This window comes from Aquibacillus rhizosphaerae (assembly GCF_030282825.1).
GTDB lineage: Bacteria > Bacillota > Bacilli > Bacillales > Amphibacillaceae > Aquibacillus_C > Aquibacillus_C rhizosphaerae.
The window spans coordinates 1-26,872 of sequence record NZ_JASTZU010000062.1 but is presented as its reverse complement, the minus strand read 5'-3'; the positions used below and the strand labels follow the sequence as shown (position 1 = coordinate 26,872).

At 35.7% G+C, this 26,872-nt stretch carries 18 protein-coding genes, 2 pseudogenes and 1 riboswitch; of the genes and pseudogenes, 15 read left to right on the top strand and 5 right to left on the bottom strand.

Translation table 11 applies throughout. The features are described from left to right. Nucleotides 1-59: 59 nt before the first annotated feature. A riboswitch (SAM riboswitch) is annotated at nt 60-158 on the top strand. Between the two features lie 195 nt (nt 159-353). The 5 genes from QQS35_RS19755 (at nt 354) to QQS35_RS19735 (ending at nt 6,957) form a co-directional block, all read left to right on the top strand. After that, entirely contained in the window at nt 354-1,457 is a 1,104-nt protein-coding gene (locus tag QQS35_RS19755) for a 5-methyltetrahydropteroyltriglutamate--homocysteine S-methyltransferase (protein WP_285933961.1), read from the top strand. Nucleotides 1,458-1,643: 186 nt separating this feature from the next. Next, the gene (gene cyoE / locus QQS35_RS19750) at nt 1,644-2,555 is read left to right on the top strand and encodes a heme o synthase (protein WP_285933960.1); all 912 of its coding nucleotides are present in this window, start codon (nt 1,644-1,646) and stop codon (nt 2,553-2,555) included. Between the two features lie 1,272 nt (nt 2,556-3,827). Next, a complete protein-coding gene (locus QQS35_RS19745; protein WP_285933959.1) occupies nt 3,828-4,439 on the top strand; it encodes a cysteine hydrolase family protein in 612 nt (203 codons plus the stop codon). Between the two features lie 346 nt (nt 4,440-4,785). Further along, a complete protein-coding gene (locus tag QQS35_RS19740) occupies nt 4,786-5,127 on the top strand; it encodes a DUF4870 domain-containing protein (protein WP_331490879.1) in 342 nt (113 codons plus the stop codon). 570 nt (nt 5,128-5,697) lie between these two features. Beyond that, nucleotides 5,698-6,957 carry a hypothetical protein gene (locus QQS35_RS19735; RefSeq protein WP_285933958.1) on the top strand — a complete coding sequence of 420 codons (1,260 nt, stop codon included), beginning with the start codon at nt 5,698-5,700 and terminating at the stop codon, nt 6,955-6,957. 743 nt (nt 6,958-7,700) lie between these two features. Here QQS35_RS19735 and QQS35_RS19730 read toward each other — a convergent pair. From QQS35_RS19730 to QQS35_RS19720, 3 genes are all read right to left on the bottom strand, one after another. Further along, entirely contained in the window at nt 7,701-8,426 is a 726-nt protein-coding gene (locus QQS35_RS19730; protein ID WP_285933957.1) for a metallophosphoesterase family protein, read from the bottom strand. A gap of 180 nt (nt 8,427-8,606) precedes the next feature. Further along, nucleotides 8,607-9,797, bottom strand: a complete 1,191-nt coding sequence (locus QQS35_RS19725) for an MFS transporter (RefSeq protein WP_285933956.1) — start codon at nt 9,795-9,797, stop codon at nt 8,607-8,609. Between the two features lie 253 nt (nt 9,798-10,050). After that, nucleotides 10,051-10,392: a cupin domain-containing protein gene (locus QQS35_RS19720; protein ID WP_285933955.1), complete on the bottom strand. Its 342-nt coding sequence runs from the start codon at nt 10,390-10,392 to the stop codon at nt 10,051-10,053. 239 nt (nt 10,393-10,631) lie between these two features. Between QQS35_RS19720 and QQS35_RS19715 the strand changes: the two genes are divergently transcribed. After that, nucleotides 10,632-10,898 carry an AbrB/MazE/SpoVT family DNA-binding domain-containing protein gene (locus tag QQS35_RS19715; protein ID WP_285933954.1) on the top strand — a complete coding sequence of 89 codons (267 nt, stop codon included), beginning with the start codon at nt 10,632-10,634 and terminating at the stop codon, nt 10,896-10,898. 248 nt (nt 10,899-11,146) lie between these two features. On the opposite strand, the gene QQS35_RS19710 is transcribed toward QQS35_RS19715, so the two are convergent. Then, complete coding sequence (locus tag QQS35_RS19710) at nt 11,147-12,100, bottom strand: ribose-phosphate diphosphokinase (protein WP_285933953.1); 954 nt, start codon at nt 12,098-12,100, stop codon at nt 11,147-11,149. Nucleotides 12,101-12,456: 356 nt separating this feature from the next. Here QQS35_RS19710 and galE point away from each other — a divergent pair, with 356 nt between their 5' ends. From galE to QQS35_RS19675, 8 genes and pseudogenes are all read left to right on the top strand, one after another. Then, on the top strand, nt 12,457-13,443 hold the full coding sequence (galE, locus tag QQS35_RS19705; protein ID WP_285933952.1) for a UDP-glucose 4-epimerase GalE: 987 nt from the start codon (nt 12,457-12,459) through the stop codon (nt 13,441-13,443). Nucleotides 13,444-13,469: 26 nt separating this feature from the next. Beyond that, nucleotides 13,470-15,209 (top strand): phospho-sugar mutase, encoded by a 1,740-nt coding sequence (locus QQS35_RS19700; protein WP_285933951.1) that lies wholly within the window; start codon nt 13,470-13,472, stop codon nt 15,207-15,209. Nucleotides 15,210-15,615: 406 nt separating this feature from the next. Beyond that, nucleotides 15,616-18,138 (top strand): annotated as a pseudogene (locus QQS35_RS19695) (rhamnogalacturonan lyase family protein); the annotation flags it as partial. A 162-nt stretch (nt 18,139-18,300) separates the two neighbouring features. Continuing rightward, complete coding sequence (locus QQS35_RS22835) at nt 18,301-20,472, top strand: LPXTG cell wall anchor domain-containing protein (RefSeq protein ID WP_331490878.1); 2,172 nt, start codon at nt 18,301-18,303, stop codon at nt 20,470-20,472. Nucleotides 20,473-20,696: 224 nt separating this feature from the next. Then, a complete protein-coding gene (locus QQS35_RS19690; RefSeq protein WP_285933950.1) occupies nt 20,697-20,855 on the top strand; it encodes a hypothetical protein in 159 nt (52 codons plus the stop codon). A 120-nt stretch (nt 20,856-20,975) separates the two neighbouring features. Continuing rightward, nucleotides 20,976-22,469: a glycerol kinase GlpK gene (gene glpK / locus QQS35_RS19685; protein ID WP_285934005.1), complete on the top strand. Its 1,494-nt coding sequence runs from the start codon at nt 20,976-20,978 to the stop codon at nt 22,467-22,469. A 312-nt stretch (nt 22,470-22,781) separates the two neighbouring features. Continuing rightward, nucleotides 22,782-23,273, top strand: coding sequence for a PTS sugar transporter subunit IIA (locus QQS35_RS19680; RefSeq protein WP_285933949.1), 492 nt, complete (start codon nt 22,782-22,784; stop codon nt 23,271-23,273). A 511-nt stretch (nt 23,274-23,784) separates the two neighbouring features. Next, nucleotides 23,785-24,732: an LCP family glycopolymer transferase gene (locus tag QQS35_RS19675; protein ID WP_285933948.1), complete on the top strand. Its 948-nt coding sequence runs from the start codon at nt 23,785-23,787 to the stop codon at nt 24,730-24,732. A 173-nt stretch (nt 24,733-24,905) separates the two neighbouring features. Here the strand turns inward: QQS35_RS19675 and QQS35_RS19670 are convergent, their stop codons facing one another. Next, a complete protein-coding gene (locus tag QQS35_RS19670; RefSeq protein ID WP_285934004.1) occupies nt 24,906-25,466 on the bottom strand; it encodes a ribonuclease H-like YkuK family protein in 561 nt (186 codons plus the stop codon). Between the two features lie 304 nt (nt 25,467-25,770). Here QQS35_RS19670 and QQS35_RS19665 point away from each other — a divergent pair. Then, nucleotides 25,771-26,406 (top strand): annotated as a pseudogene (locus QQS35_RS19665) (M50 family metallopeptidase). Nucleotides 26,407-26,872 lie beyond the last annotated feature (466 nt).

The window sequence follows — 26,872 nt, the reverse complement described above, 5'->3', positions numbered from 1 at the left end:
CAATAGATAATGATACATGTAGAGTAATAAATAATAAAACGACAATAAAATACAAAACTTTCTTATCTAGAGAGGTGGAGGGACTGGCCCTTTGATGCCTCAGCAACAGACTATTAAGTACTGTGCTAATTCCAGTAGCGTAAGCTAGAAGATGAGAAGAGATAATAGCATTAATGCCAAAACCTCTTCTTGTTTAAAAGAAGGGGTTTTATTTGTTGGTTATGAAAAATCTTAGGTCACACTTTGCTTAGAGGGGGATTGTTTTTCTTCATTTTTAAATGATAGTTAAGCGCTAGGTTGAAGGATTTTTGGAAAAAATAAACTAAATTATTAAAGGAAAGAAGGAATTAGTAATGACAATTGAAGCAAAAGCAGCACCATTTAGAGCAGATCATGTAGGAAGTTTGTTAAGACCGGATAGTCTTCATAAAGCGAGAAAAGATTTTAAAGAAGGCACGATTTCAGCTGCTGAATTACGGGAAGTAGAAACGAAAGAAATTAAACATATTGTTGATAAACAAATTGAAGTAGGATTACAATTAGTAACAGATGGTGAATTCAGACGTAGATTCTGGCACACAGATTTTCTAGAGCACTTAAATGGAATAGAAGGATATGTACCTGAAGTAGGTTATATCTTTAGTGGCGATGAAGAAACAGAAAGATATAATGTCCATAATACGGGTAAAGTATCTTTTAATCCAGATCATCCATTCATTAAAGATTTTATTGAATTCAATGAAATTGTCGATGGACGAGCAGTAGCTAAACTAACGATTCCTAGTCCAAACCAATTGTTTAATGTTGGGATTCGTGATGAAACTATTTATCCAGATATAGAAGATTATGCGAAGGATGTTATTCAGGCTTATCGTGATGCATTAAAAGCATTTTATGATGTGGGTGTAAGGTATTTGCAATTTGATGACGTTTATATAGCTGGCCTTTCTGCACCTGACATTCCATTTAATGATGGTAAATACTCTAGAGAAGATTTAATCGATTTAGCACTACGAGTTGTTAATGGTGTGCTTGAAGGTAAGCCGGAAGATTTAGTCATAACTACACATTTGTGTCGTGGGAATTATCGATCCAACTGGGCGTTTGAAGGAAGTTATGACATTATTGCTCCAACGCTTTTAGCAAAAGAGGAAGTTGATGGATTTTTCCTGGAATATGACGATGAACGTTCAGGTACCTTTAAACCGTTAGAATATATACCTCAGGGTGGTGCCCGAGTAATTTTAGGCGTAGTTACATCAAAAACTGGAGAATTAGAAGACAGACAGGAAATAATAGCTCGTGTTAAAGAAGCTTCAAAATATGTACCACTTGACCAATTGTGCCTTAGCCCACAATGTGGCTTTGCATCGACACACCATGGTAATAAGTTAACCGAAGAACAACAATGGGAAAAGCTAAGATTTATTGTTGATATAGCTAACGAAATCTGGTAAAAAAAACAAAACGAACGTTGTACAGTATGTACCAAAAATTTGCGTTAGTACATGAAGAGAGCAGACTAGTATATAAATAACTAGTCTGCTTTTTTATTATCTGCTAAAATTAATGAGATGTTAGAGCTATCATTTTTAATAGGATTTTATATCCGCTTGGAAAAAATCAGTTTGAGGTGGGCAATAGTGAAGCGATTTTTAGCAAATACAACAGTAAAGTCAAATCAAAAAAATACATCTATAATCGCTGACTTAAAAGCGCTTTTTAAAGCAGTTGTATTAATCTCTAATGTTCTTCCAGTCTTTGCTGGATTTTGGTTAGCTCTTTATTTTACTAATACTTCTTTTATGGATTATTGGCAGGTATTTCTGTTAACCATCATTGGAAGTACGTGCATTATGGCTGGAGCTCTTCTTTTAAATAATTGGTACGATGTTGATATAGATTCAGTGATGAAACGAACACAAAATCGCCCAACAGTAACAGGCACTATTTCTCTTCAACTGGTTTTTTTAATGGGAGTTTCTTTTAGTGTTGTTGGGTTTATCCTACTACTGTTTGTTTCTTTGGAAGCTGGATTATATGCTTTAATTGGTTGGGTTACCTATGTTTTTTTGTATACGATGTGGTCAAAACGAAGATATGCTTCTAATACATTAATTGGAAGTTTATCTGGTGCTGTTACGCCATTAATTGGCTGGGCGGCAATTGCGCCCGTTACTCATATTGTTCCGATTACACTTTTTCTTTTATTATTTATATGGCAAATGCCTCATACATTTGCGATAGCAATGAAAAAGCATGACGAATATAAAGCGGCTAAGGTTGCTATGCTCCCGGTAGTACAAGGTTTCCAGGTAACGAAGCGTCACATGTTACTATACATTTTATGCCTATTTCCACTACCTTTCTTTCTAGGTTCATTAGGTGTACCTTTCCTGATTGTAGCTACATTGTTAAATATCGGCTGGTTAATGGTTGCAATAAGGGGATTTTTTACAAAAGATGATTTAAAATGGGCAAATAGGATGTTCATTTTTTCCTTAAATTATTTAATGATTATGTTAGTGATGATGATTATCGTCGCAACATTTTAGTATTGTTCTTTGCTCAGTATTGACTGTGGAAAAAGACGTAACTTTAGATGATGATTGGTGGGTTTACTAGCTTCAGAAAATACGGGGGCAGTGAGCCTCCTTTATCGACTTCAATATAAAAATAGTAAGAAGACTTTCAAAAAGGACCTTTTATTAAAAGAATGCTGTTTTCTAAAAGTTTGTTGTTTATGACGGATAATATATAAAGTCCGCATTAACTTTATAGTTACTTCCTTTCGTTCTATTTATGATGAATGCTCAGACCAACGCTACGGAAAATACTCCCTTTCCGAGGGGAACGCTTCAGTCTCCTCGCTCGCAAAGACCGCTCACTGTGGGGACTTCAGACTGTTCCTTTCCCATAGGACATTGAAATGACATCCATGAATTTACCCCACACGAAGAAAATGGCTCTTTATTTTCGAGGAGTCTCGTATTTTCCCTGCGCTTAGTATCGTTTTCTTTCCAAGTGAGAGGTAGTTGGGCCTTGGTTAAATGCAACTGTAACGGAACATATTAAAAAACTTTACAATCATAAGAAAGATTATTCAATAGATGCTGTTTTTCAGCGTATCAAGTTAAATTGGCGACACTCCTCGAAAATACAAATCGATTTTCTTCGTGCGATGTATTACTGCCGAAGCATTCCTTGTCCTGCGGGAACAGCGAATGTTTTAGGGTGGGGCGAGTAATCGCAGTCCCACGAGCTGAAGATCCACTCAGAAGCGGTTTTATTCTGAGTTAGCTGAAGCCGTGCCTGCGGAATGGGAGCCAATTTTGCTTGAGGAGCGAGGCCAGTGCTCTATTGCTCACTTTCTATCAAGTGCGTCAGTTGCAAAGCAATAATGTTTACGAAAACACATAAAAGAAAAACACCCTTAAGGGTGCTATTTAACTAATACTTTTCACTATATATGTAGATTTCACGTTCTTTTTTTACGATTGTTAAGAAACAAATGACGGAGACACCAACAATACTTCCAAGGAAAGCACCCAACAATATTCCTTTCATAATTCGTCCCCCTGTTTAGTTGATTAATATAATATTAGTATATTCTATTATAATTAATGGTTATATATTACTGTAGTTTTAATGATTAACAGAGTAATTGAGGCACATCAAATGGAAACAAGTAATCTTGCAAAGTCTTTTCTAATTCACCTTCTATTCACAAAAAAATGACAATTATCCGAACTTTTTAGTGATGGTGTATGTTTAGTACTGAACAAGTAGTATACTTAACAAACAATAAGTATTTAGGAGGTTATTTTATGGATGATTTAAATTTCGAGAAAGAAAATAGTGCGTTATTAATTATAAACATGCAAAATGCATTTGTTCATCCTGAAGGATCCTTATCAAAATTGGGTCTTGATACTTCTAGAACTTCATTTGCAGTCGACTCAATTAGACAGCTTAAAGAGGCCTTTCAAGTACAAAGGTGTCCAATTATTTACATTCAACATAAAGATAAAGAGGACCCAGACTTAATCGCAAAGGTATTTTCTCCAAACATGGAGCTCAAACAATATGTGGAAAATAGCTGGGATTCTGAAATAATTGATGAATTGAAACCAGAAGATGGAGATTATATTATAGAAAAATCACGTTTTAGTGCTTTTTATCATACACAACTAGATGAATTACTACGCGAGTTAGGTGTAGAGACACTTGTAGTTACTGGTGTTGCTACAAATCTATGTGTAGAATCAACTATTAGAGATGCCTTTTATAGAGAATATCAAGTATTTGTTCCGAAAGAAGCTACTGCGTCTTATACTTTCGAGCAAGAACAAGGAGCACTTGCTAATTTTGAACTTGCATTTGGTAGTGTTATATCAGTGAAACAGATGTTACATGAAATGTTAGTATTGGTTATTTAGTGTCGGATCACTTGTGAAAAAAATCACGAATGTTTTTTTAAAATCAAACTCGTGATTAGTGAATCGTAGCAAATGTTTACTGCTGTTTACTTCTTTAAAGGTAGTAGTGCTGACGTGAGGTATAGTAAGTAAGAAAGTACAACAATAAAATTCGGTAATTATTGTTAAAAACCTCATGGACTTGATATATATCCATGGGGTTTTTGTTGATATTGTATTTAAATGTATTTGTAAAAAGTATCTTTATAGCTAGGTGAGAATATAATATTTAGTGAATTGTTGTACATTATATTTTATCGAGTGCACCAATTGGTTTCATGAATGTGATAAATCGTGTATGCTATAAATAAAGGAGGAGAGAGAAATCAGTAATAAAGACGAAAGACTCTATGCACTTTTAATTTATCTATTAAGTTTTCCATTTCCGATTATTGGGCCACTAATTATTTGGCTTTTGAAAAGAGAAGAATCAGATTTCATTGATTATCATGGAAAAGAATATTGTAATTTTTTAATTTCTTATACAATCTATTTAACAGTCAGTGGTATTTTGGTTATTGTACTTATAGGCATTATCCTTTTACCTCTTGTAGGCCTTCTCTTGACAATTTTTACGATTGTTGCCGCAGTAAAATCTTATGGTGGAGAGAAGTACAGAATTCCTTTGATTTTTCATTTCATTAAGTAGTAGCTGAAAGTTTACAACTTTGTAAAAAGGAGAAAGATTGAGCCACTTATAGTGACTCAATCTTTTTTTTGTTTTAGCATAGGAAATTATAGATTTAGTGTCCTGTGGATAACTGACTACCAGCATGTGCCACGTCCAGCTACAGCGCCTACCCGAGACAAACATCTTTGTGGTAAAGAGCACCACATAGATGTTTGTCTAAATTGCCCTAGGGTGAGCACAAAGGAATGCTACAAAGAAAGACATCGCAGAAACAAGGTTTATTTCTTGTTTCGAAGGCGCCCTTAGCTTTTGTTCTTATACTATCCATTCGTTCACTAGGTTTTGATGAATATGTACCTTTGTTATTTTTGCATAAGTATTGAGTGGAATGTTTGTGAACACTTAAATTCTTTATTGCGAACACGATAGAAAAATAGTATGATAATAATTATAGTGTAAATCTTTGTTGAAAAAGGTCTATTTTTTTGTTCTATTGGTTCTTTATAAAGAACGTAGTGTTAGTCTGTAACAAATTAGTTTTACAAAATGACATTAAGTAATTATTAAATATAAGGGGGAAGGTTTATTATGAGTTCAAGAATAACAGTTGATACAGTAGTCGTAAAGAACAGTGAGTTGAAAGTCCATTTTCATTGTCAAGGTGATGTAGCCAATTATATTAAAGGTGAACTATTTACAGCTGAATATAACTTAAATATCGAAAGTGTACCGGAAAGTCTTCTGCTAATTCCTTTTTTAGCTAATATCTGGCCAATTGCTTTAGTTACAGACTGCGAAGTCAATTGTAACCAAGTAGATTTGCAGTTTTTTAAGTGCCTAGAAGTAGTAAGGAAGTCTTTTGAAGATATGTATCCAGATCTTACTTGGACAGGAATTTTAAACCCTGATTTAATCGTAAATAATGAAAAACATTATTCAGAAGAGTCTTCAAAGTCGGCACTCTTTTTTAATGGTGGGATCGCTTCGCTTGCATCTTATATTCAACGAAGACATGAGAAACCTTTACTTATTACAATTTTAGAAACTGGAGAGGAAGAGAATTCCCCTGGTTGGATGAATGGTATCAATCAATTAAACGATTTTGCATTAGAGCGGGATACGGAAATTAACTTAATAAAATCTAATTTTCGAACGACTTTAAATGAAAACAAACTTAATTCCACATACAAAGCATCAGTAGGTGGAGAGTGGTGGTCCCATGTACATCATGGTTTAGCTATAATTGGACTAGCAGCACCAATTACATATCACCATTCGATTTCAAAATTATACTATTCTGCAACGCAAAACCCTTCCTTCATTTATCCCTATGGGTCACATCCAGAGATAGATAGTCATATAAAATGGGGGAGTTCATCATTTAATACAGTACATCAAGGGTATGTCTTAACAAGACATGAAAAAATAACATTAATTAGTTATTATATAAAAAAGTATGATTCCAAACTAAAGGTAAGTGTTTGTTGTAAGAATGATGATGGCCTAAATTGTTCTACTTGTGAAGCGTGTACAACAACAATACTATCTATGTTAATAGAGGGTTTGACGCCGTCTAATCATGGTTTTAAAGAAGTTGATGCCGAAGCGCTAACTAATATAAAAAATGAAATTGAGAAAAAAGAGTCTATGACTCCACAAGCTATCTATCAATATAGTGATATTAAAAATTATATGACGTACAAAAAAAGTGAATTACCTGAGTTCTCTTTAGAATTTTTTAGTTGGTTTGAAAAAGTCAATTTTAAACAGTTTAATAGAAAACATAAATACAGCCAGGTTTGGAAACAGTCCAAACATAAGATAATGAATCAATTTCAAAACAGCTAACAAAAGACAATAGTACCTCACCAGATGGGGTGCTATTGTCTTTTTTCTTAAAGTCTAAAAAAATGCGGTAGATAATGTAACAAAGAAGACGATGTTGTCCAATAACTATGATACATTAATGGCAGAATATTCGATTAAATAAAACCCAGTTAAGAAAACTGTACATATGGAACAATTGGATAGGGGGTTAGGCTATCATTACAAAAAAGCTGTCGCCAACATTGGGTGAAGTAAAGCAAGTGATTATGAAAGAATATAACCAAGTGAACAAGTCGATTTTTAAGGTGGGTGTCATAGAACAGCAAGTGACAATATTCGAAAATAAAATCTTGATTCTCTCAAAGCACAAAAGAATTCCTGTATTAGAAATAATAGACGAGTCGAACGATTTCTTTAACTTTAGCGGTAATGAGCTATTTAATTGTATTAAAGTGCAAAAAAGAAGTTGAAATTGAATAATCTATCCCAATCACTCATAAGGGCTACTTAGAACAAAAAAAGTTATCATCACGGTGATAACTTTTTTTGTAGCACCAGGAAATTATAGATTTAGTGTCCTGTGGATAACTGACTAATGCATGTGCCACGTCCAGCTACAGCGCCTACCCGAGTTAAACATCTTTGTGGTAAAGAGGACCACATAGATGTTCGTCTTAATTGCCCTAGGGTGAGCAAGGGCTTGCGCTTTTGTTCTTTGCTACTTTCTGGTTTTAATACTTATTTCGAATCTATATGCTTTACTATTAATTGTTAATAGAAGCACTCTTTACGATGTTTTTCATCATCGATGTATTTGGATAATTCACGGTATCATATAAGTCGATTGTTTTTTGGTAATCATAGCTGACGCGTTCGATAGACGTACTAAGAATGCCGTCTTTAACATTTACAATTGCATAAGAAGCTTTTGTTACACCATCAAAAGGAAGCCCAATACTACCCAAGTTAATTATCGTTTTACCTTGGACATACCGGATGTATGCTTTATGAATGTGCCCATAAAGATACACATCCGCATCTTTTGCAGATATTAATTTAGATTCTAATTCACTATCAGCAGCATCTGGAAGAACCACATCAAATAAAGAGGTTGGTGTGGCATGAAAAGCATGGAATTTAATTCCCTCATCTTCCAATGTGATTTCTGTCGGAAGTTGTGCTAAGTAATCCATATCAGCCTGATCTATCTGTGATACGGACCAATCTCTTTCTTCATTCATTAAATCGAGGACTTTGTCAGGTACTTCACCTTGATTAACACCTCTTACAATCCACTCGTCTGCATTTCCTTTAATTACAGTTGTATTCAGGCCTTTTACTAACTCTATGGAACGTTTTGGTTCCGGACCTCGATACGCCAAGTCTCCTAGTACAACAATTTTATCTACATGTTTATTTTCTATGTCTTTCAGTACTGCTTCCAGTGCGATGGCGTTTCCATGAATATCAGAAATAAAAGCAATTTTCATGCTATCTCTCCTTGTTAAGTTGTTTCCTTTATCATATCATTTTTAAATCTACGCGTTAAATGAATAGTAGATAGTTGAGTAGGAATGCTATAAACTTTCGAAAATATGAAATGGTTTCTCGTGCTGTGTTGATTCAAATTCATTACAAAAAACCACTCTTAAAAAGAGTGGTTTTGCGTTTTATCTAATTTTTTGCCTTCCACGAATCAATAATATGATATAAAGTACCATCGATAAAAATACAGATGCAGCCGAGGTTAGATAGATATAACTATACCCAAACACGAAAGCAATTTGTCCGAATGTCAACGCTCCAACACCAACACCTAGATCGAAAAAAGAGAAGAAGGTGGCATTTGCCATACCTTTACGATGTGCTGGCGCTTTATCAACAGACCAGGCTTGTAGTGCGGGCTGAACACTTCCGAATCCTAATCCATATAAGGCTGCAGCGACAAACAAAATGATAGAGTTTGGCAACCATACTAACAAAAGCATCGCACTCAAAATCAAAAGTGTTCCAGGTAAAAAAACAAAAATATGACCTCTTAAATCATATAATCTCCCAGCAAATGTTCTAGAAGCCATTAAGAATAATGCAAAGATAAGAAAATATATTTCAATGCCATCTATTCCTTCTCTTGCCGTGTACAAGGGGAGGAATGATGCAATCCCACCAAAAGTTACTGTTATAAAAAATAATAGTAACGATGGTTGGATAGCGCTCTTCTCAAAGATATCAAACTTCACTGTCGTTGTTGGATGCGTTACTTTTTCTATTTTTTTGTACTTTATTTGTGAGGAAAGAAATAAAGCTACTAAGCCTAAAGCAGAACAAATTAAAAATAATTGGGTGAATGTTATGTGGCCCACTAGTGTTAATCCTAAAGCAGGTCCAAATGCAAGCGCAATGTTGCCTGATAACCCAAAATATCCCATTCCCTCACCACGGCGTTTAGGTGGAATTAAGTCTGTGGCGATTGTACCGGTTGCTGTTGTGGAAAAACCCCAACCAATTCCTTGTACCATTCGCATCAATAATAAGAAAGCAATACTTGCTATAAATGCAAAAGAACCAACAGATAATACAAAAATACTTAACCCTATCATATACACAAACTGTCTTCCTTTTGATTCTAATGCATGTCCAGCGTATGGACGAAATAGTAATGCAGAGAATGTGAAAATTCCTGTTATGATACCAATCATCTGATCACTACCACCAAGCTCTTGTACAAATAACGGTATGGTAGGCAATGTCATTTGAAAACCTAGAAAAATAAAAAAGTTTGCCGCACAAATTAGGGCAAAGTCTTTTGTCCATATCTTTTCTTTCTTAAAATGACTTGACTCTAATGTTTGATCACTCATGTGGCTCTCCCTTTCCTTCGACTATCGAAATATATTATACAGAAGATACTAGTGTCTGTCACGATGAATTCGAATTAGCAACATACGTATTTCTGTAATATTTCACTAACGAACGAAAAAATCTGAGATGTCTAGCTCCTGCGTCATAACTGCCCAAGAGTTTGTAACGACCCTCTGCTTTTCTTTATAGTCAGTCAAAACAAAAAAAAGGCCTAAGTAAAAGACCTTTTCATGCAAGATTCTATGAGATTATTTATATGTTTTCTGCATACTTTTCATTCGGGATTTTGTTTAGTATTACGTATAAACTTACGTCTTCATTACTGTTATTAGCGAAAGAAAGCAGCTCATCACCTGTTACAAGTAATACATCATCTTTCGATACATATGTTTCTTTATCGTTGATTGTAAAGACTCCCTTACCTTGTAATACATGGAGATAGACATTCGTACCAGGATGCTTGTGAGCAGGTAACTCCTGTCCAGATTTAAAATTAAGAACAAAAGAAGTACTGCCTCCCTCTTTAAAAACAATTCGTTTTGTGAACTTTTCTTGATTGAACTCTTTATATTCATTGATATTTGCTACATTCATAGGTCATTTCTCCTTTATGTTAACTAGTAGAAGATAACTTAGATTTGTTATTAACTTCTTAAAGTAATTGTAAATGATATTGATTATCAATGAAGTGATTTGAATCACAAGTAACAAGTGATATGATATCTCCGAATTACTAGTATAAGGTAATCAATCCAATATATGTTACATTGAATTCGAGATATGTTATACTGAATTCGAGACATTTTTAAAAATTGAATTGGGGAGTTTTTAAAATGAAGAGTACTGGATTGGTTCGAAAGGTTGATACGTTAGGGAGAATCGTTCTACCAAAAGAATTACGGGATGTATTCAAAATTAGAGAAAAAGATCCGTTAGAAATATTTACGGAAGAAGATAAGATTATTCTGAAAAAATTTGAAACAAATATGGCTTGTCACATTACAGGTGAAGTGAATGCAGAAAATAAAACATTTTGTGATGGAAAGATTGTATTAAGTCCAAAAGGAATTGACATTCTTTTCAATGAGTTAAAAGATTAAATATCGTTGTGAATTAAAAAGATCCTGTAACAAGTAATTGTTACAGGATCTTTTTAATAAAATAAGGAAACATTGTTGTTAAGTGCAAGGGGACTTACTCTTCTCTATGTCTTAAGTCTATATTACTTAATCAATTTCATCATACCAATTTTATCGTCACCTACAACGATATATAGTTGGATAAAAACATTTCCAAACTTTATATTGCCCTTAGATGACTGAATAAGGTAATTATGAAATTGACTCACTTAATCAAATAAGACACTAACAGAACGTTGCTCATATACGCGTATAATCGCGTCGGCAATTAGAGGAGCAATGGTTAACTGAGTGATTTTATCTAATTGTTTCTCAGGAGGAAGTGCAATGCTGTTTGTAACAACGAGTTCAATCAAGGGAGACTGTTCGATTTTTTCGATAGCTTGTCCTGATAAAACTGGATGCGTACTACATGCATAAACTTCTTTTGCTCCTTGTTCAATTAAAGCGTTCGTAGCACTCGTAATTCTCGTAGCGGTGTCAATAATATCATCAATGATAATAGCAGTTTTATTTTCAATATCGCCTACAATATTCATTTCACCTGCATGACTTTCCCTTGGCCCACGTTTATCAACGATTGCAATAGGTGCTTTTAACTGGTCTGCAAGTTGCCTTGCACGTGTGACACTTCCATGGTCAGGAGAAACGACGACAATATCTTGTAGATTTTTCCCAATAAAATGTTTCGACAAAATTGGTATACCGACAAGTTGATCAACGGGTATATTAAAAAATCCTTGTGTTTGAGGAGCATGTAAATCAAGTGTGATTACTCTTGAAGCGCCAGCTTTTTGAATTAAATCTGCAATTAATTTAGCTGTTATCGGTTCACGAGCTCGTGCTTTGCGGTCTTGTCTTGCATATCCATAGTATGGGATAATCACGTTAATGGTATTAACTGACGCACGTTTTAATGCATCAAGCATGATGAGTAGTTCCATAATGTTTTGATTGATTGGATAACTTGTCGATTGAACGACAAATACGTCACAACCTCTAACACTTTCTTCAATATTAATTTGTATTTCTCCATCACTAAAAGTTCGTACGGAACTCTTACTTAGATCTACCCCGATTTGCGTTGCAATTTCTTCAGCGAGTTCAGGGTTGGAATTTAATGATAAAACTTTTAACTTGGAACCTCGATAGACAGTTGACACGATTGACCCCTCCTAATAATGGCGCGGAACCTCTTTATGTAATTTAATCCGACAAATTATTCATATACTAGCAAGTTTAAATGAAAATGACTTTTATTGCTAGCATGCAATCTTAGTTAAATTCATGTATTACAAAAAACAGCATATCTTCCAAGCTGCTTCTAGAGAAGAATAGTAAGGAATTTGTAATGTAAGGCTAGAAATTTATAATTTAATGCGTGCAACAATCGAATTATGTCGACTTTTAATCGCTTCTGTGGTAAAGACTATACAAACAATATTTGATATAATTAATACTTACAATTAAATCTAATTTTAACATGAATGATATATACGATAAATTAAGGGGGAAGTTTATGACGATTTTAGTCACTGGTGGTGCAGGTTATATTGGTAGTCATACCGTTTTGTATTTAAAGGAGCAAGGGGAAGATGTCGTAATAGTGGATAGCTTGCGTAAGGGCCATAAGGCTGCGATGCAGGGAACTACATTTTATGAAGGCAGCTTAGAAGATAATGCAATACTAGATGAAGTTTTTGCTAATCATGCAATTGATGCTGTTATTCATTTTGCTGCAGACTCCTTAGTAGGCGAAAGTGTTGAAAATCCGTTAAAATACTATGAAAACAATGTAATAGGCACCCACCACCTTATCAAGAAAATGGTAGAAAATAATGTAAAGCACATTGTTTTTTCTTCTACTGCTGCTACATATGGTGAACCAGATTCTATCCCAATCCAAGAGAGTGATGCTACGATTCCAACTAATCCTTATGGTGAAACAAAATTAGCAATTGAAAAGATGCTTAAATGGAGTGATCAAGCTTATGGGCTTAAGTCCGTTTGCTTACGCTATTTTAATGCAGCAGGTGCAGATCCGTTAGGGCGAATTGGAGAAGACCATGACCCTGAAACGCACTTAATTCCAATCGTCCTTCAGGTTGCTTTAGGACAACGAGATCATGTTAAGATGTATGGGGATGATTACCCAACTGAGGATGGTACTTGTATTCGTGACTATATTCATGTATTTGATTTAGCACAAGCACATTACCAAGCGGTTAAGAAATTGAAGGAAACAAAAGAAAGTTCCATATACAACTTAGGGAATGGACAAGGTTTTTCGGTTAAACAAGTAATTGATACGTGTCGGAAGGTTACTGAGCACACGATTCCTGCTGAGGTAGCACCGCGTCGTTTAGGAGATCCGGCTATATTAATTGCTTCATCAGAAAAAGCAAAAGAAGAACTTGGCTGGGTTCCACAATATGCAGATTTAGAAGCGATGGTGTCTCACGCGTGGGATTGGCATAGAAATCATCCAAATGGATTTGAAGATTAAATTCGTACATAAAAGGGAGAATAAAAATGAGCTGGCAAACACAATACGAAAAGTGGCGTAATTTTGAACAGTTAGACAAAGAATTAAGAGATCAGTTAGTCGCAATAGAAAATGATGAAAAAAAACTTGAAGATAGTTTTTATAAAGAACTCGAATTTGGTACAGGTGGTATGCGTGGTGAACTAGGACCTGGATCTAACCGTATGAATATTTATACGATTAGAAAAGCAACGGAAGGATTAGCACGTTACATTGAAGAGAATGGTGATGTTGCCAAAGGGAGAGGTGTGGTCATCGCTTATGATTCACGATTTAAATCTCCAGAGTTTGCCATTGAAGCTGCAAAAACATTAGGTGAACATGGTATTCAAGCTTATGTATTCGATTCGCTTAGACCAACACCTGAACTATCTTTTGCTGTCAGATATTTAAATGCATATAGTGGAATTGTCATTACAGCTAGTCATAATCCGCCAGAATATAATGGGTATAAAGTGTATGGGCCAGATGGTGGTCAGCTACCACCTGCGGATGCAGATGAACTAATTGAAAAAGTGAATGAAGTAGAAAATGAACTAGTCATTCAAGTAGCAGATGAAGCTGGATTAATTAGTTCAGGTCTATTACAGATGATTAGTGATAAAGTGGATAAAGCTTACTTAGATCAGTTGAAGACTATCGTTGTCAATCCAGACATAATTAAACAAGTAGCAGATGACTTTAAGGTAGTCTTTACACCACTACATGGTACGGGAAATATTCCTGTTCGTGACGGTTTAAGTGCAATTGGTTTTAAACATATTGAAGTAGTGAAAGAACAGGAGCTTCCTGATCCTAATTTTTCTACTGTAAAGTCACCTAATCCAGAGGAACATGCTGCTTTTAAGCTTGCCATAGAATATGGAGAAAAACAAAATGCCGATATTCTGTTAGGCACTGACCCTGATGCAGACCGTGTAGGTGTCGCAGTGAAAAATGACCAAGGCAGTTATCAAGTTTTAACAGGCAACCAAGTCGGCGCTCTATTATTACATTATTTAATTACCGAAAAGAAGCGAAAAGGTGAACTACCTGCTAATGCAACGGTATTGAAAACAATTGTAACTTCAGAAATAGGACGTGACATTGCATCAGCCCATGGACTTGAGACAATTGATACGCTAACAGGATTTAAATTCATTGGTGAAAAAATTAAAGAGTTTGAGGAGTCTAAGGAGAAGAGTTTCCTATTTGGTTATGAAGAGAGTTATGGCTATCTCATAAGTGATTTCGTTCGAGACAAGGATGCTGTTCAAGCTTGTTTAATGATTGCTGAAGTTGCCGCTTTCTACAAAGCAAAGGGAATGACACTGTATGAAGGGTTACTAGCCATTTTTGACGAGTATGGGTATTACCTCGAATCTTTGGAGTCACTAACATTGAAAGGAAAAGATGGAACGAAACAAATTGAATCTATCTTAGCCAATTTTAGAAGCAACCCTCCATTTGAAGTTGCAGGTGTGAAAATAGCAGAAATTGAGGATTATAAAGCAAGCACAAGAAATCTTGTGTCAAAGAGTGAAGTCGATCCAATCCATCTTCCTAAATCAAACGTGTTAAAGTACAAATTAGATGATGGATCTTGGTTCTGTTTACGTCCATCTGGTACAGAACCAAAAATTAAGTTTTATTTTGGTGTGAACGGTAAAACGTTGAAAGCGAGTCAAGAACAATTAAGTACATTGCAAAAAGGTGTTATGGAGCGCGTAAATGAGATAGTAAACTAAATTATTTGTAAAGCCTCAGTGATGGATTAACTGAGGCTTTATCATACATGCAATTATATGTCATGAAATTTCAGGGCTCTTCGTTTAATAAACAGATATTTCGTTGACTTAAAATAGTAGACAAACTAACATACTCCTTGAGAAGGAAATCTATCCATGTTCAACCCCTTATAATATGAGTCAGCCTCACCTCACCAAGAAAACCTTTAAATCCAGTCACATAACTTCTGTAAAGTCATTTCTTATCACTTAAAAATGTAAGCGCTTTATAATATGTGAATTCATATGCAAACAATTTCCCAATATTGTTTTGTATAAATAACCCATTTTCAGATTGGAGGTAAGAACGGGTCTGTATCAAAGTACATGTGGGGAAGTTTTAAGGAATAGGAGGAGGAGGAATAAGATGTCTAAAAGAAAAGCTATATTTATGACAGTACTAATGGTATTTTCTTTATTTCAAACGACGGGATTAACTGGTGGAAGCGTTAAAGCAGCTGAAGATGATATTGTTGGAGGCTTACAAGTAATGAATGTTACCGATTCAACTGTTTCGTTAAGTTGGTCTAATTATGATGGTGCTCAATCATACAAAGTATATTGGGCTGATAAAAATCTTGAAACGACAAAATATAAGCAAGTAGCAGAGGTCAATGAAACTACGTTTACGTTTGATAAATCGACACATGTTTCGCATTACTTTAAAGTATCGGCTATCGTTGATGGGTCCGAAGAGGCTACATCTGAAGTTGTTGAATCTGATACAAAAAAACAATTTGATGTCCAACTTGAAGAATTAGATAGAGGACTAGTAGCTACTTCTTCATCTGCAGGTATTTTTCTAAGCTGGAGACTGTTGGCAGAGGAAGTGACTGCGTATTCAGATTATGGACTAAGAGGAACTGATTTTAACGTTTACCGAGATGGTAGCTTGATTGCTACGATTGAAAACAGCACAAACTATTTAGATAGTGAGGGTACTGATTCATCAGAGTACTATGTACGAGCTGTTAAGGATGATTCAGAAACGGGTGAACAAAGTGGAACAGTCCAGCCATGGAGTGATACGTATTACGACTTACCTTTGCAAAAGCCTGAAGATGAAGTAACTCCTGCTGGAGAATCCTACACATATCATGCGACCGATATGAGTGTAGGTGACGTAACTGGAGACGGACAATATGAGTATATTGTGAAATGGGAACCTACCAATTCAAAGGACGTCTCTCAAAAAGGATATACGGGTAACACGTATATTGATACGTACACCTTTGAGGGTGAACTTTTATACCGAATTGATTTAGGTGTTAATATTCGTTCAGGTGCACACTACACGCAATTTTTAGTATATGATTTTGATGGAAATGGAAAATCAGAATTAATGTTCAAAACAGCACCCGGTACAAAAATTATACATTTTAATAATAGTGGTCAAGTAGAATCGGAAGCGTACATTACGATGGCTCAGGAAGACCTTGATGCAGGTTATAGTAACACAGATGATTATCGAATGAGTGCAGATGATTATTATGCTTATATAGTAGATATGTTCAGGGACTGGCATGAACATGAAGAAGTTGTTGCAGGAAACTGGCCAGATACACTTGAAGAAAGTTTTGGAATGGAAAAACAATATGATTATCCGCTTTCTCAAGAAGACGCAGAAAGCTTAGCAGACTTCTTTTTTGATGAATATGCACCAAATAGAAGTGCTAGAAATGATTTAAGAACATTTGAAGGCTTTGTTTTAACTGGGCCAGAATATTTAACCGTGTTTAATGGAGAAACCGGCGAAGAAATGGATACAGTAGATTATAAACCTGGACGTCACGATGATGGTTTAATGTGGGGTGACTATGCTATGTCACGAATTGAACCGGGAAATAGGGTGGATCGTTTCTTAGGTGGAGTTGCTTATTTAGACGGAGAGAATCCATATGCAGTATTTGCTCGTGGCTATTATACAAGAACAACGCTTGCTTCATATGGCTTTAATGGACAAGACATAACAGAAAATTGGTTTGTGGATAGTGGTTGGACGCCAATGGATAATCCATTTAATGCGAGTCCACATGGTGTGCCAGGTACGAACCCAGAATTTTCAACGCTGACAACGCAAGGTAACCACCAATTTAGTACCGCTGACGTTGATGGTGACGGAAAGCAGGAAATCATTTATGGTGCTGCAACTATTGATGATGATGGTTCTTTACTATATAGCTCTAGAGACACATTACCTGAAGGAAGTAGTAATCCAGGTGTTGAGGCAGGACTTGGTCATGGAGATGCGCTTCATGTAGCAGACATTGATCCCGATCAACCTGGACTAGAAATCTATTCTGTATTCGAGGGTGGCTCATGGGCACCGTATGGCTATGCTTTACGTGCTGCTGAAACAGGTGAAGTTATTTTCGGAGATTATACAGGTGCGGATACTGGACGAGGTATGATTGGTGATGTCAACCGTGGTCAACGTGGCATAGAAAATTGGGCTGTTGATATGCGTACTGCCGATGGAACACTACTAGGAACGAGTAGGCCAGGTACCAATATGAATATCAAATGGTCACAAGACATGGCGACACAACTCGTTAATGGTTCAGGTGATAATACCCCGACGATTGATGATTGGGAAAATGGAAAGTTGTTAACTGCTACTGGTACAAGAACAAACAATGGTACAAAGGGAAACCCATCCTTAGTGGCAGATGTGTTTGGTGACTGGAGAGAAGAATTGCTGCTTAGAACGGAAGATAGTTCAGCGATTCGTATTTATGTCAACTCAGAGGAAACAGATCGTAAGTTACACACTTTAATGCATGATATTCAATACCGAACAGGAATTGCTTGGCAAAACTCAAGTTATAATCAACCGGCCTATCCAAGTTATTACTTTGGATCGGATATCGACTGGGAGTATGTTTCCGTTGCAAATTCACAAGAATTGGATTATATAGAAGAAGAAGGTCCAGAGATTGACGTATCTGAACTTGAAGCATTATTGGAAACTGCAAAAGCAATTTCAAATGATAATGAAAGTTATACAGACATAACATATCAAGCTTTGCAGGATGCAATCGATGCAGCTGAAGTGGCATTAGGAAGTATTGAGTTTGAAAGTGATCTGTATGCTGCTATAGAGGCGTTGCAACAGGGATTAGATGGTTTGGTAGAAATAATTGATTTAGGTCCAGGTTGGAGATTCGATTTTGGTTCTGAAACCTCACCAGTCGCTAATGGATATGAACGCGTTTCTGATACGATGAACTATGATGAAGAACGAGGCTATGGTTTTGCTGATGGGACGGATGGTTCAAGAGATCAAGAAGGACCAGATGATTTACGTAGAGATTTCATCTTAGCCTATAATAAGGAGTTTCAACTTGATTTACCTGATGGAGATTATAATGTTCGCATCATTACGGGGTCTGAGAGGGATGACAATACATCCACATATGTGCTTGAAGATGGTGAGGTAAAAGGTGGTACAGGAACGGCTGCAGGTGAATTTGTTGAATACACAGATACAGTATCAGTAGATGATGGACAGTTAAACATTTTATTTGCTGGTGAGTGGGCACGTATTAATGCTGTTGAAGTAGTTGCTATTGAAGATTTTAATGTAAAATTTGACTTTGGTACAGATACAAGTCCAGTTAAAACTGGATTTAACCAAGTATCTAATTCAATGGTCTACGATAGTGAAATCGGATATGGATTGGATGTTACTGTAGATTCAAGAGATCGTGCTGAACCAGATGATATAAGACGAGATTTTGTTATCGGCAGTGACTATCAATTCATGGTTGATCTTCGAAACGGAACATATGACTTAAAAATAGTTGCAGGAGATAATATTGCTTCAAATAAGACAGGGTTTGTTATAGAAGGTGAAGATCAAGGTAACATCTCATCCGGTTCAGGACAATATGCTGAATTAGAAACAACCGTCACGGTTACAGATGGACAGTTAACTATTGATATTAGTGAAGTTGGACGTATAAATGGATTAGAAGTCTATTACGCTAGTGAACTAGAGGAATCCATTGATGTAAGTGACTTGGAATCGTTAATCAGTTCTGCAAAAGCAAGGACAAATGAGGATGGTATTTATACAGAAACGTCATTTAAAGCTTTGCAAATAGCGATAGAACAAGCGGAGGCAGCAATAGAAACAGTAGATTCAGAAGAAGCTTTGACTAATGCTATTGCGGAACTTCAAACGGCAATCGATGGATTGGAAGCACCATCCTTAGATGTAAGTGAATTAGAAGAACTCATCATAACAGCAAAGGCAATCACAAATGATAACCAAGCATACACAGAACCGTCCTTTGAGGCCTTGCAGTCAGCGATAAGAAAAGCGGAGGCAACAATAGAAACAGTAGATTCAGAAGAAGTTTTGGCTAATGCTATTTCAACACTTCAAACAGCCATGGATAGTTTAGCAAAAGCGGTTATCGAAGAGGAGACTGTTAGTGCTGACATTAAAGTCAAGGATGAAAAAGCAACTGTATATTCTGATGATATTGAAAGATTAGCAGAAGCAGGGAAATTTGTTATTGATTTGACAGATACGGATGCAAAAGAAGTACATCTTACAAATGAACAAGTAAATGTTTTAGTAAATAAAAAAGCAAAGCTTGTTTTCGTTCATTCTGGTGTTCGTATGGTCCTTCCAGCAATAAATCTATATGCTGATCAAGCTGCCATAGTATCAATCGAACCACTAACAATGGGAGATGTGGAAATACCAGAAGAACAGAAACTAAGAGGTGCAATCTACCGATTTACTATTATGCAAGATGAAGCAGTTAGTCAGTTTAGTGAAGAAAGTCCAGTATTAATTGATTTCATGATTGATGAGGACAATGTGAAACAAATAAATAAACTCCGAGTTTATCACTTGAATGAAGATTCAGATGAATGGGAAAATATAGGTGGACAATACGGAGAAGGAGTGCTAAGTGTGACAGCACTACACTTTAGTATCTTTGCTCCGATGGAAATGATAGAAGCAGATGTAAATGAAAATCCTGTAAATGAGGAAGAGCCAGAAGAAGATTCAGATTCTGAACAAGAACAAGATGAGCAAAAGGGCGATTTAGAAGATAAGAATCAGAAGGAACTCGAAACAGAAGATGGAAAAGATCTTCCAGCTACAGCGACATCAATCTTTAATGTATTAGTAATAGGTTTACTACTATTAATAGCTGGTGGTATTGCATATTATGTAACAAAGAGAAGAAAAAGTTTAGAATGATATTGAAGAAGTTCCTCTCGTAGGGACTTCTTTTCATAGCATAGGGAATATCAATGTAAATACGAATATCCCAGGTCCAACGACATGTGCGAGATTTTCTAAGTTTTATGCTGTCTAACTATAAATTATTAAAAGGCTGGATAGTGTGTCTGAGTTTTTAAAGTCGTTGGGAAGATGATTATAATTTTTTCCGTAGTGAAGCAGAAGGTACCTTTCTACTTGTAATGAGATTAATGTTTATCGGTGCCAACAATTTTACAGAAGGACCAAGACCAGCTATTGTAAGAGTAATAAAAATAGCAAATGACATGTTCTTATGGGAAAAAGAGATATATGATGGTTTTATGATTGGAAAAGGGAAATCTGATTGGGATTTTACATGAATTATGGGTGCAGTGCTCTATAGAAAAAGGTTTACCGCCTATTCTTCATGGGGATAGTTCCAATGTGGCATTGAAAAAGGGTAATATACCAGTTTCTGATAAAAGCAGATAGGGGGATTAATAGTGGAGAAGTATATTTTATCATTAGATCAAGGTACAACTAGCTCACGTGCAATTTTATTTAATCATCAAGGAGAAATTGTAGCAACTGGACAAAAAGAATTCGAACAGTTTTTTCCTAAACCAGGTTGGGTAGAACATGATGCAAATGAAATCTGGACTTCAGTCCTTGCTTGTATTGATGACGTACTTCGTAAGGGAGAAATCGATCCCTCTCAAATAGCAGGAATTGGAATAACAAACCAACGTGAGACAGCTGTGGTATGGGATAAGCATACAGGGAAACCGGTCTATAGAGCAATTGTGTGGCAGTCTAGGCAAACAGATGATATTTGTAAGGAATTGAGAGACAAAGGTTATAACAATCTATTTAGAGATAAAACAGGATTACTAATTGATGCTTATTTTTCGGGTACAAAAGTAAAATGGATTCTTGATAATGTGGAGGGTGCCCGTCAAAAAGCAGGTAAAGGTGACTTGCTGTTTGGTACGATTGATACATGGTTAATATATAAATTAACTGGTGGTAAAGCACATGTAACAGATTATTCGAATGCTTCTCGTACATTAATGTACAACATTTATGATCTGAAATGGGATCAAGAACTAATAGATATCCTAACGGTACCAGCCAGTATGTTACCAGAAGTACGACAATCATCAGAAGTGTATGGGGAAACCGTTAGTTATCATTTCTATGGATATGAAGTGCCAATCGCTGGTATAGCTGGTGATCAACAAGCAGCGCTGTTCGGGCAAGCATGTTATGAAGAGGGAATGGCAAAGAACACATACGGAACAGGGTGTTTTATGCTGATGAACACAGGTGACAAGGCGGTTACGTCTGAACATGGATTACTTACAACATTAGCATGGGGAATTGATGGCAAAGTCGAGTATGCATTAGAGGGAAGTATCTTTGTTGCTGGTTCTGCAGTCCAATGGTTACGTGACGGACTTCGTATGATTAAAGGTGCTGAAGAGACAGAGAATTACTCGAAGCGAGTAGAATCAACCGATGGTGTCTATATGGTACCAGCGTTTGTCGGTTTAGGAACTCCCTATTGGGATAGCGATGCTCGTGGTGCTATGTTTGGTATTACACGAGGAACAACAAAGGAACACTTCATCCGTGCCACATTAGAATCACTAGCATATCAAACGAAGGATGTCTTAGATGCTATGATTGCTGATTCCGAAATTAATTTAAAAGCACTTCGTGTCGATGGGGGAGCTGTCAAGAATGATTTCTTGATGCAATTCCAGAGTGATATATTAGGTGTTCCTGTGGAGCGGCCCGTTGTAAATGAAACAACCGCACTTGGAGCAGCATATCTTGCTGGTTTAGCAGTAGGTTTCTGGAAAAATCGAGAAGAAATTGCAAAGCAGTGGAAAAAAGAGATAACATTTACACCAGAAATGGACGCTGAAAATCGTAAAAAGCTATATACTGGGTGGCAAAAAGCAGTAGAAGCTACACGAGTGTTTAAATAAACAATAAATAGTCTTCCCAATGTTATATGTGTACTACTAGTGAATAGTTGGTTAAGAGAATAGAGATCAGAACACCTTGAGAAATGCAAAATCTAAAGGTGTTTTTGGTTTCTTGGTATTTATTGAGTGTTTCTTTTGGGACAAGAGAGGTCTTTTTGAAAACAGCCTGTCTTGTTGTGATTTTAATTTAGGTGTCCCAGATTTCTTCCATGGTGATAGGAAAAATAAGATAAATATAAACGATATTATTTAACTATTCACATGCCTAAGCGTATGATGATTATAAGAGGATTATCAAAGGAGGTTTTCAAAATGCTTAAAAACTTGTTTGGTCAAAAAGATACACATGAAGTATTGCTAGCTCCGTTATCTGGAAAAGTGATGGATATGGAAGAGGTCCCAGATCCAACTTTTTCGAAAAAGATGATGGGGGATGGGATAGCAATTCTTCCTACAGAAGGTAAGGTAGTCTCGCCAATTAAAGGAAAAGTGATACAAGTTTTTCCTACAAAACATGCGATAGGTTTAGAATCTAAGAATGGTGTTGAGATACTTATTCATATAGGTTTGGAGACAGTCGCATTAAATGGAGAACATTTTGAAACTCATGTAAAAGTTGGACAAACAGTTAAACCTGGTGATTTGTTAGTTAGCTTTGAACTAGTTGAGGTAGAGAAAAAAGCAGAAAGTATAATAAGTCCAATCGTCGTCACGAATGGCGAGAAGGTATCTGAGCTAGATAAACAAACAGGTTCAGATGTCATTGCGGGAGAAAGTGAAGTAATCCGTTATCGATTAAATTAGTATAAATAAGGTCATTGAAAAAACAGTGGGGGTAAGTTGCCCTCCACTGTTTTTTTATGCCCTCTTAAATGCTTGTTCATGCAATAAGACCTAGTTAAACTCCTAAACCGATTGCTCGCCTACTTTATATACCTAGGGATACTATCAAAATATTCCAATTCAATTAAACTGAGCATTATGGTACAGTCGACTGGATAGTGCAGATTCTGATGGCGATGGACTCAATGATGCGTCTGACCCAAATCCATTAGTGGTAAACTAGAATTTAGATGTGAGTCATGTAATTGAAAATTTGCCTAATCTTTCTGATTAGGCAAATTTTTTAAGTTTTTAAGATTACTAACAAAAATTAGTGCGTTGCTGTTTTTTCCCTATTTATTGTTATCAATCTGGATTCTTATTTAAAGCGCTTACTAAAATTTAATGAAATCGGCAGACATTTTCTGACAAAAATATAGTATAATAGGCAATAAATTATTATTCTAGTATTACGTGAAGAAGAGGTGTCTATATGACAGAAAAGAAAAGGAACAAAAGTAAAAAGCCAATGAAACTATGGTTGAAAATTACACTCATTACAGTGCTGGTCATTGCCTTAGGTGGAGCGGGATTCGTTTACTCTATTTATAATGATGCAAAGCAAACAGTTGATGGAAAAATACATCAACAAGTTACAACAATAGATACGACTTTAACAAAAAAGAAGATAAAAGATGAAAAGCCTTTAAATATATTATTGCTAGGTGTTGATCAGCGTGGTGATGATGCAGGTCGTTCGGATGCATTAATGGTTCTTTCTTTAGACCCTCAGAATGATAGTATGCAGTTGGTGAGTATTCCGAGAGATACAAGAACTGAAATCGTAGGAAGAGGTAATCAGGATAAAATTAACCATGCATATGCTTTCGGTGGTGTGGATATGACAATTGATACAGTTGAAAATCTGTTAGAGATTGATCTGGATTATTATGTCAGTATGAATATGGAAGGCTTGTCTGATATGGTTAATGCGGTTGGAGGTATAACTGTGGATAACCAATTGGATTGGGTTGATACTGGTTATTATGAGGAAGGCTTCCACTACGCATCGGGTACACTTGAATTAAATGGACCTCAAACAATGGGTTACGTAAGAATGAGATATCAAGATCCGAATGGTGACTTTGGCAGAACAGCTAGGCAGCGTCAGGTAATCAAAGCTATTGTTGATGAGGGTGCAAGCATAGGGTCAGTAAATAAAATAGGTGATATGATTGATGTCCTAGGTGATAATGTTGTTACCAATATGGACTTTTCAGACATGCAAAATCTACTATTGAATTACGGAAATACTAGAAATAATATGGTAAGTTATATGATGCAAGGACAAGGTACTAAAATTGATGGGATATATTATTTAGTAGTATCTGATGATGAAATACAAAAAGTACATGATATGATTAAAAAAGTAAAATCATAACTAAAAAGCAAACTTCCAAAATGGAGGTTTGCTTTTTTAAAAGTTAAAAAACTCGGAGATGTCTAGCTCAAGCACTTACCCTGCCTGAGGTGAATAAGGCCCCCTAAGCTTTTCTTAATAGTAGCCAGTGTATAAATGGACTAATCTTTTTTGAGAAGACCCGTTTTTTGTTTTTATATTAATTTTTTACTTCTTTTCGTATATCGATTCGCGTAGCCTGAAGCTACAAAGGATTCTGGTTTGACCACAGGTTCTAGCCCAACAGACTCTATTCGTGCCATCATTTCATTAGCTAAAAAACGTGTTAAAGATCTTCGCTCAAGTCCAATATCAATATGGCCTTCCATTGAAAATGAACTGCCTCGGTACAAGTGAGGTAGTATGATATCAATTAGTTGTGTTTTTCTTTTTTCGTCAAATAGTGAAGCTACTTGTTCAGTTAAGGTGGTTTCCATTGAGATTTTTTCATGTAAATTTAAATATTTTCTTTTAAATTTAATTGGTAATATACATGCCCAAGCACCCTTGCCTTCACGCTTTATTACGATTCCAGTAACAAACAATGTATGAAATTTATGAACTTGTGAATCAGTACCAACCATCAAACGATAATTTGCTTGAGGGTCCATTTTCATGAAATGCACGATGTAATTAAAGACCTCATCAAAATACATGTTCTTCTGTGAAAGGTTCATAAATGTTCTATCTTTTATTAAAGGAGGATCCGGTTTCATCACTACCTTGCCCCTTTCTGGATTTTAAACAACATCGTTTACACCTTAACCTATACAGTGAATATAGCGTTTTGTTAGTACTAAAATTTATCCATTTGAGCAATAGGTGTATATATTCATAGTCGCAACGTATAAGTGTCCATTAAATTGGGATAAATGGTTTGTAATACAGTATATTCGATTCTATGAAGGTAGTGTTACTTCTTATGCATCTTTGACAATTTGTTACATTCATCTTTAAATGAATATAGTTATATTTATGAAGATTTAAAAGTACCAATCCACCTACGTTAGGAGCTTAACCATGAACATCTTAGTTTATTTATTATTAGCATTTCTATTGGTTAATATTCCATTCATTGGTACGTATATTCGGTTAGTGTATACAATTACTCATGAATTATGTCATGTGGTAATCGCTATTTTAACAGGAGGAAAAGCACATCGGATTTCAATAAATAAAGATACTTCTGGATTCGCAACCACGAGTTCTACCTCGTGGATCGGGAAGGTATTAACCGCTTATGCTGGTTAGACGGGATCATCTTTCATAGCGCTTTTATTATTTTATTTTCTACGTGATGGTCGGTATGTGGTGGTGTTAGTATTTTTTCTATGCGCTACGGTAATTGCAGTAACTTTATGGGTACGAAACTTTTTCGGATTCATGTGGACGATTTCTTTTGTAGTTTTGGTAGGTTTTTTGTTAAAAAGTCAAATTGAAGTAGTTAGCATGCATACAAGTTATATATTAACATCCATTATTTTAATTGAATCAATACGAAGTGCTTGTCATATTATGATGATTAGTTTTTCGCAACCTAAAAATGCAGGAGATGCTACAAGTCTCCATAAGATAACATTAATTCCAGCATTCTTGTGGGGAATGATATTTTTTGGACAGTCTTTATATATAGCGGTGAAAATTATCAATATGTAAGTCAATTTCACAATTACATTATCCAACTATGTATTGTTGTAGTGACGACGAAATCGGTATTATGAATATTTAAATAACTTGAAAGAATGGTAGAAGAAGATGTGAGGGAAGGCTGAAGAATAGCAATCATGTCTTTTGCTTGGATATTACCTATAAAAAATTTTGTTGATATGTAATAATGTAAAATTCACTTTAATCTTCATACTTGATGTAAAGTTTGCACTAAGTATTCTTAATTTTATGCAATTCTAAGCTGTCGCAATATTGATTAACTGTAATACCCCGTTCCGGCAGAATACTTCGCTTTCCACGGGCACGGCTTCAGCTCGTGGGACTGCGATTACTCGCCCCAGCGAAAACATTTGCTGTTCCCGCAGGAGTCGACTGCCCTTTGCTCCAAATCAACAATCACAAGATGAATAGCTGTTGTTTTAGTTATGAGATGGTAGAAAAAAATCATTCTACT

Coding starts and splice junctions, on each gene's coding strand:
- QQS35_RS19675 (WP_285933948.1), top strand. CDS start 23,785: ATGACAGAAAAGAAAAGGAACAAAAGTAAAAAGCCAATGAAACTATGG.
- QQS35_RS19720 (WP_285933955.1), bottom strand. CDS start 10,392: ATGAATGTAGCAAATATCAATGAATATAAAGAGTTCAATCAAGAAAAG.
- QQS35_RS19690 (WP_285933950.1), top strand. CDS start 20,697: ATGAGATTAATGTTTATCGGTGCCAACAATTTTACAGAAGGACCAAGA.
- QQS35_RS19730 (WP_285933957.1), bottom strand. CDS start 8,426: ATGAAAATTGCTTTTATTTCTGATATTCATGGAAACGCCATCGCACTG.
- galE (WP_285933952.1), top strand. CDS start 12,457: ATGACGATTTTAGTCACTGGTGGTGCAGGTTATATTGGTAGTCATACC.
- QQS35_RS19725 (WP_285933956.1), bottom strand. CDS start 9,797: ATGAGTGATCAAACATTAGAGTCAAGTCATTTTAAGAAAGAAAAGATA.
- QQS35_RS19670 (WP_285934004.1), bottom strand. CDS start 25,466: ATGAAACCGGATCCTCCTTTAATAAAAGATAGAACATTTATGAACCTT.
- QQS35_RS19735 (WP_285933958.1), top strand. CDS start 5,698: ATGAGTTCAAGAATAACAGTTGATACAGTAGTCGTAAAGAACAGTGAG.
- QQS35_RS19755 (WP_285933961.1), top strand. CDS start 354: ATGACAATTGAAGCAAAAGCAGCACCATTTAGAGCAGATCATGTAGGA.
- QQS35_RS19715 (WP_285933954.1), top strand. CDS start 10,632: ATGAAGAGTACTGGATTGGTTCGAAAGGTTGATACGTTAGGGAGAATC.
- QQS35_RS19745 (WP_285933959.1), top strand. CDS start 3,828: ATGGATGATTTAAATTTCGAGAAAGAAAATAGTGCGTTATTAATTATA.
- QQS35_RS19700 (WP_285933951.1), top strand. CDS start 13,470: ATGAGCTGGCAAACACAATACGAAAAGTGGCGTAATTTTGAACAGTTA.
- QQS35_RS19680 (WP_285933949.1), top strand. CDS start 22,782: ATGCTTAAAAACTTGTTTGGTCAAAAAGATACACATGAAGTATTGCTA.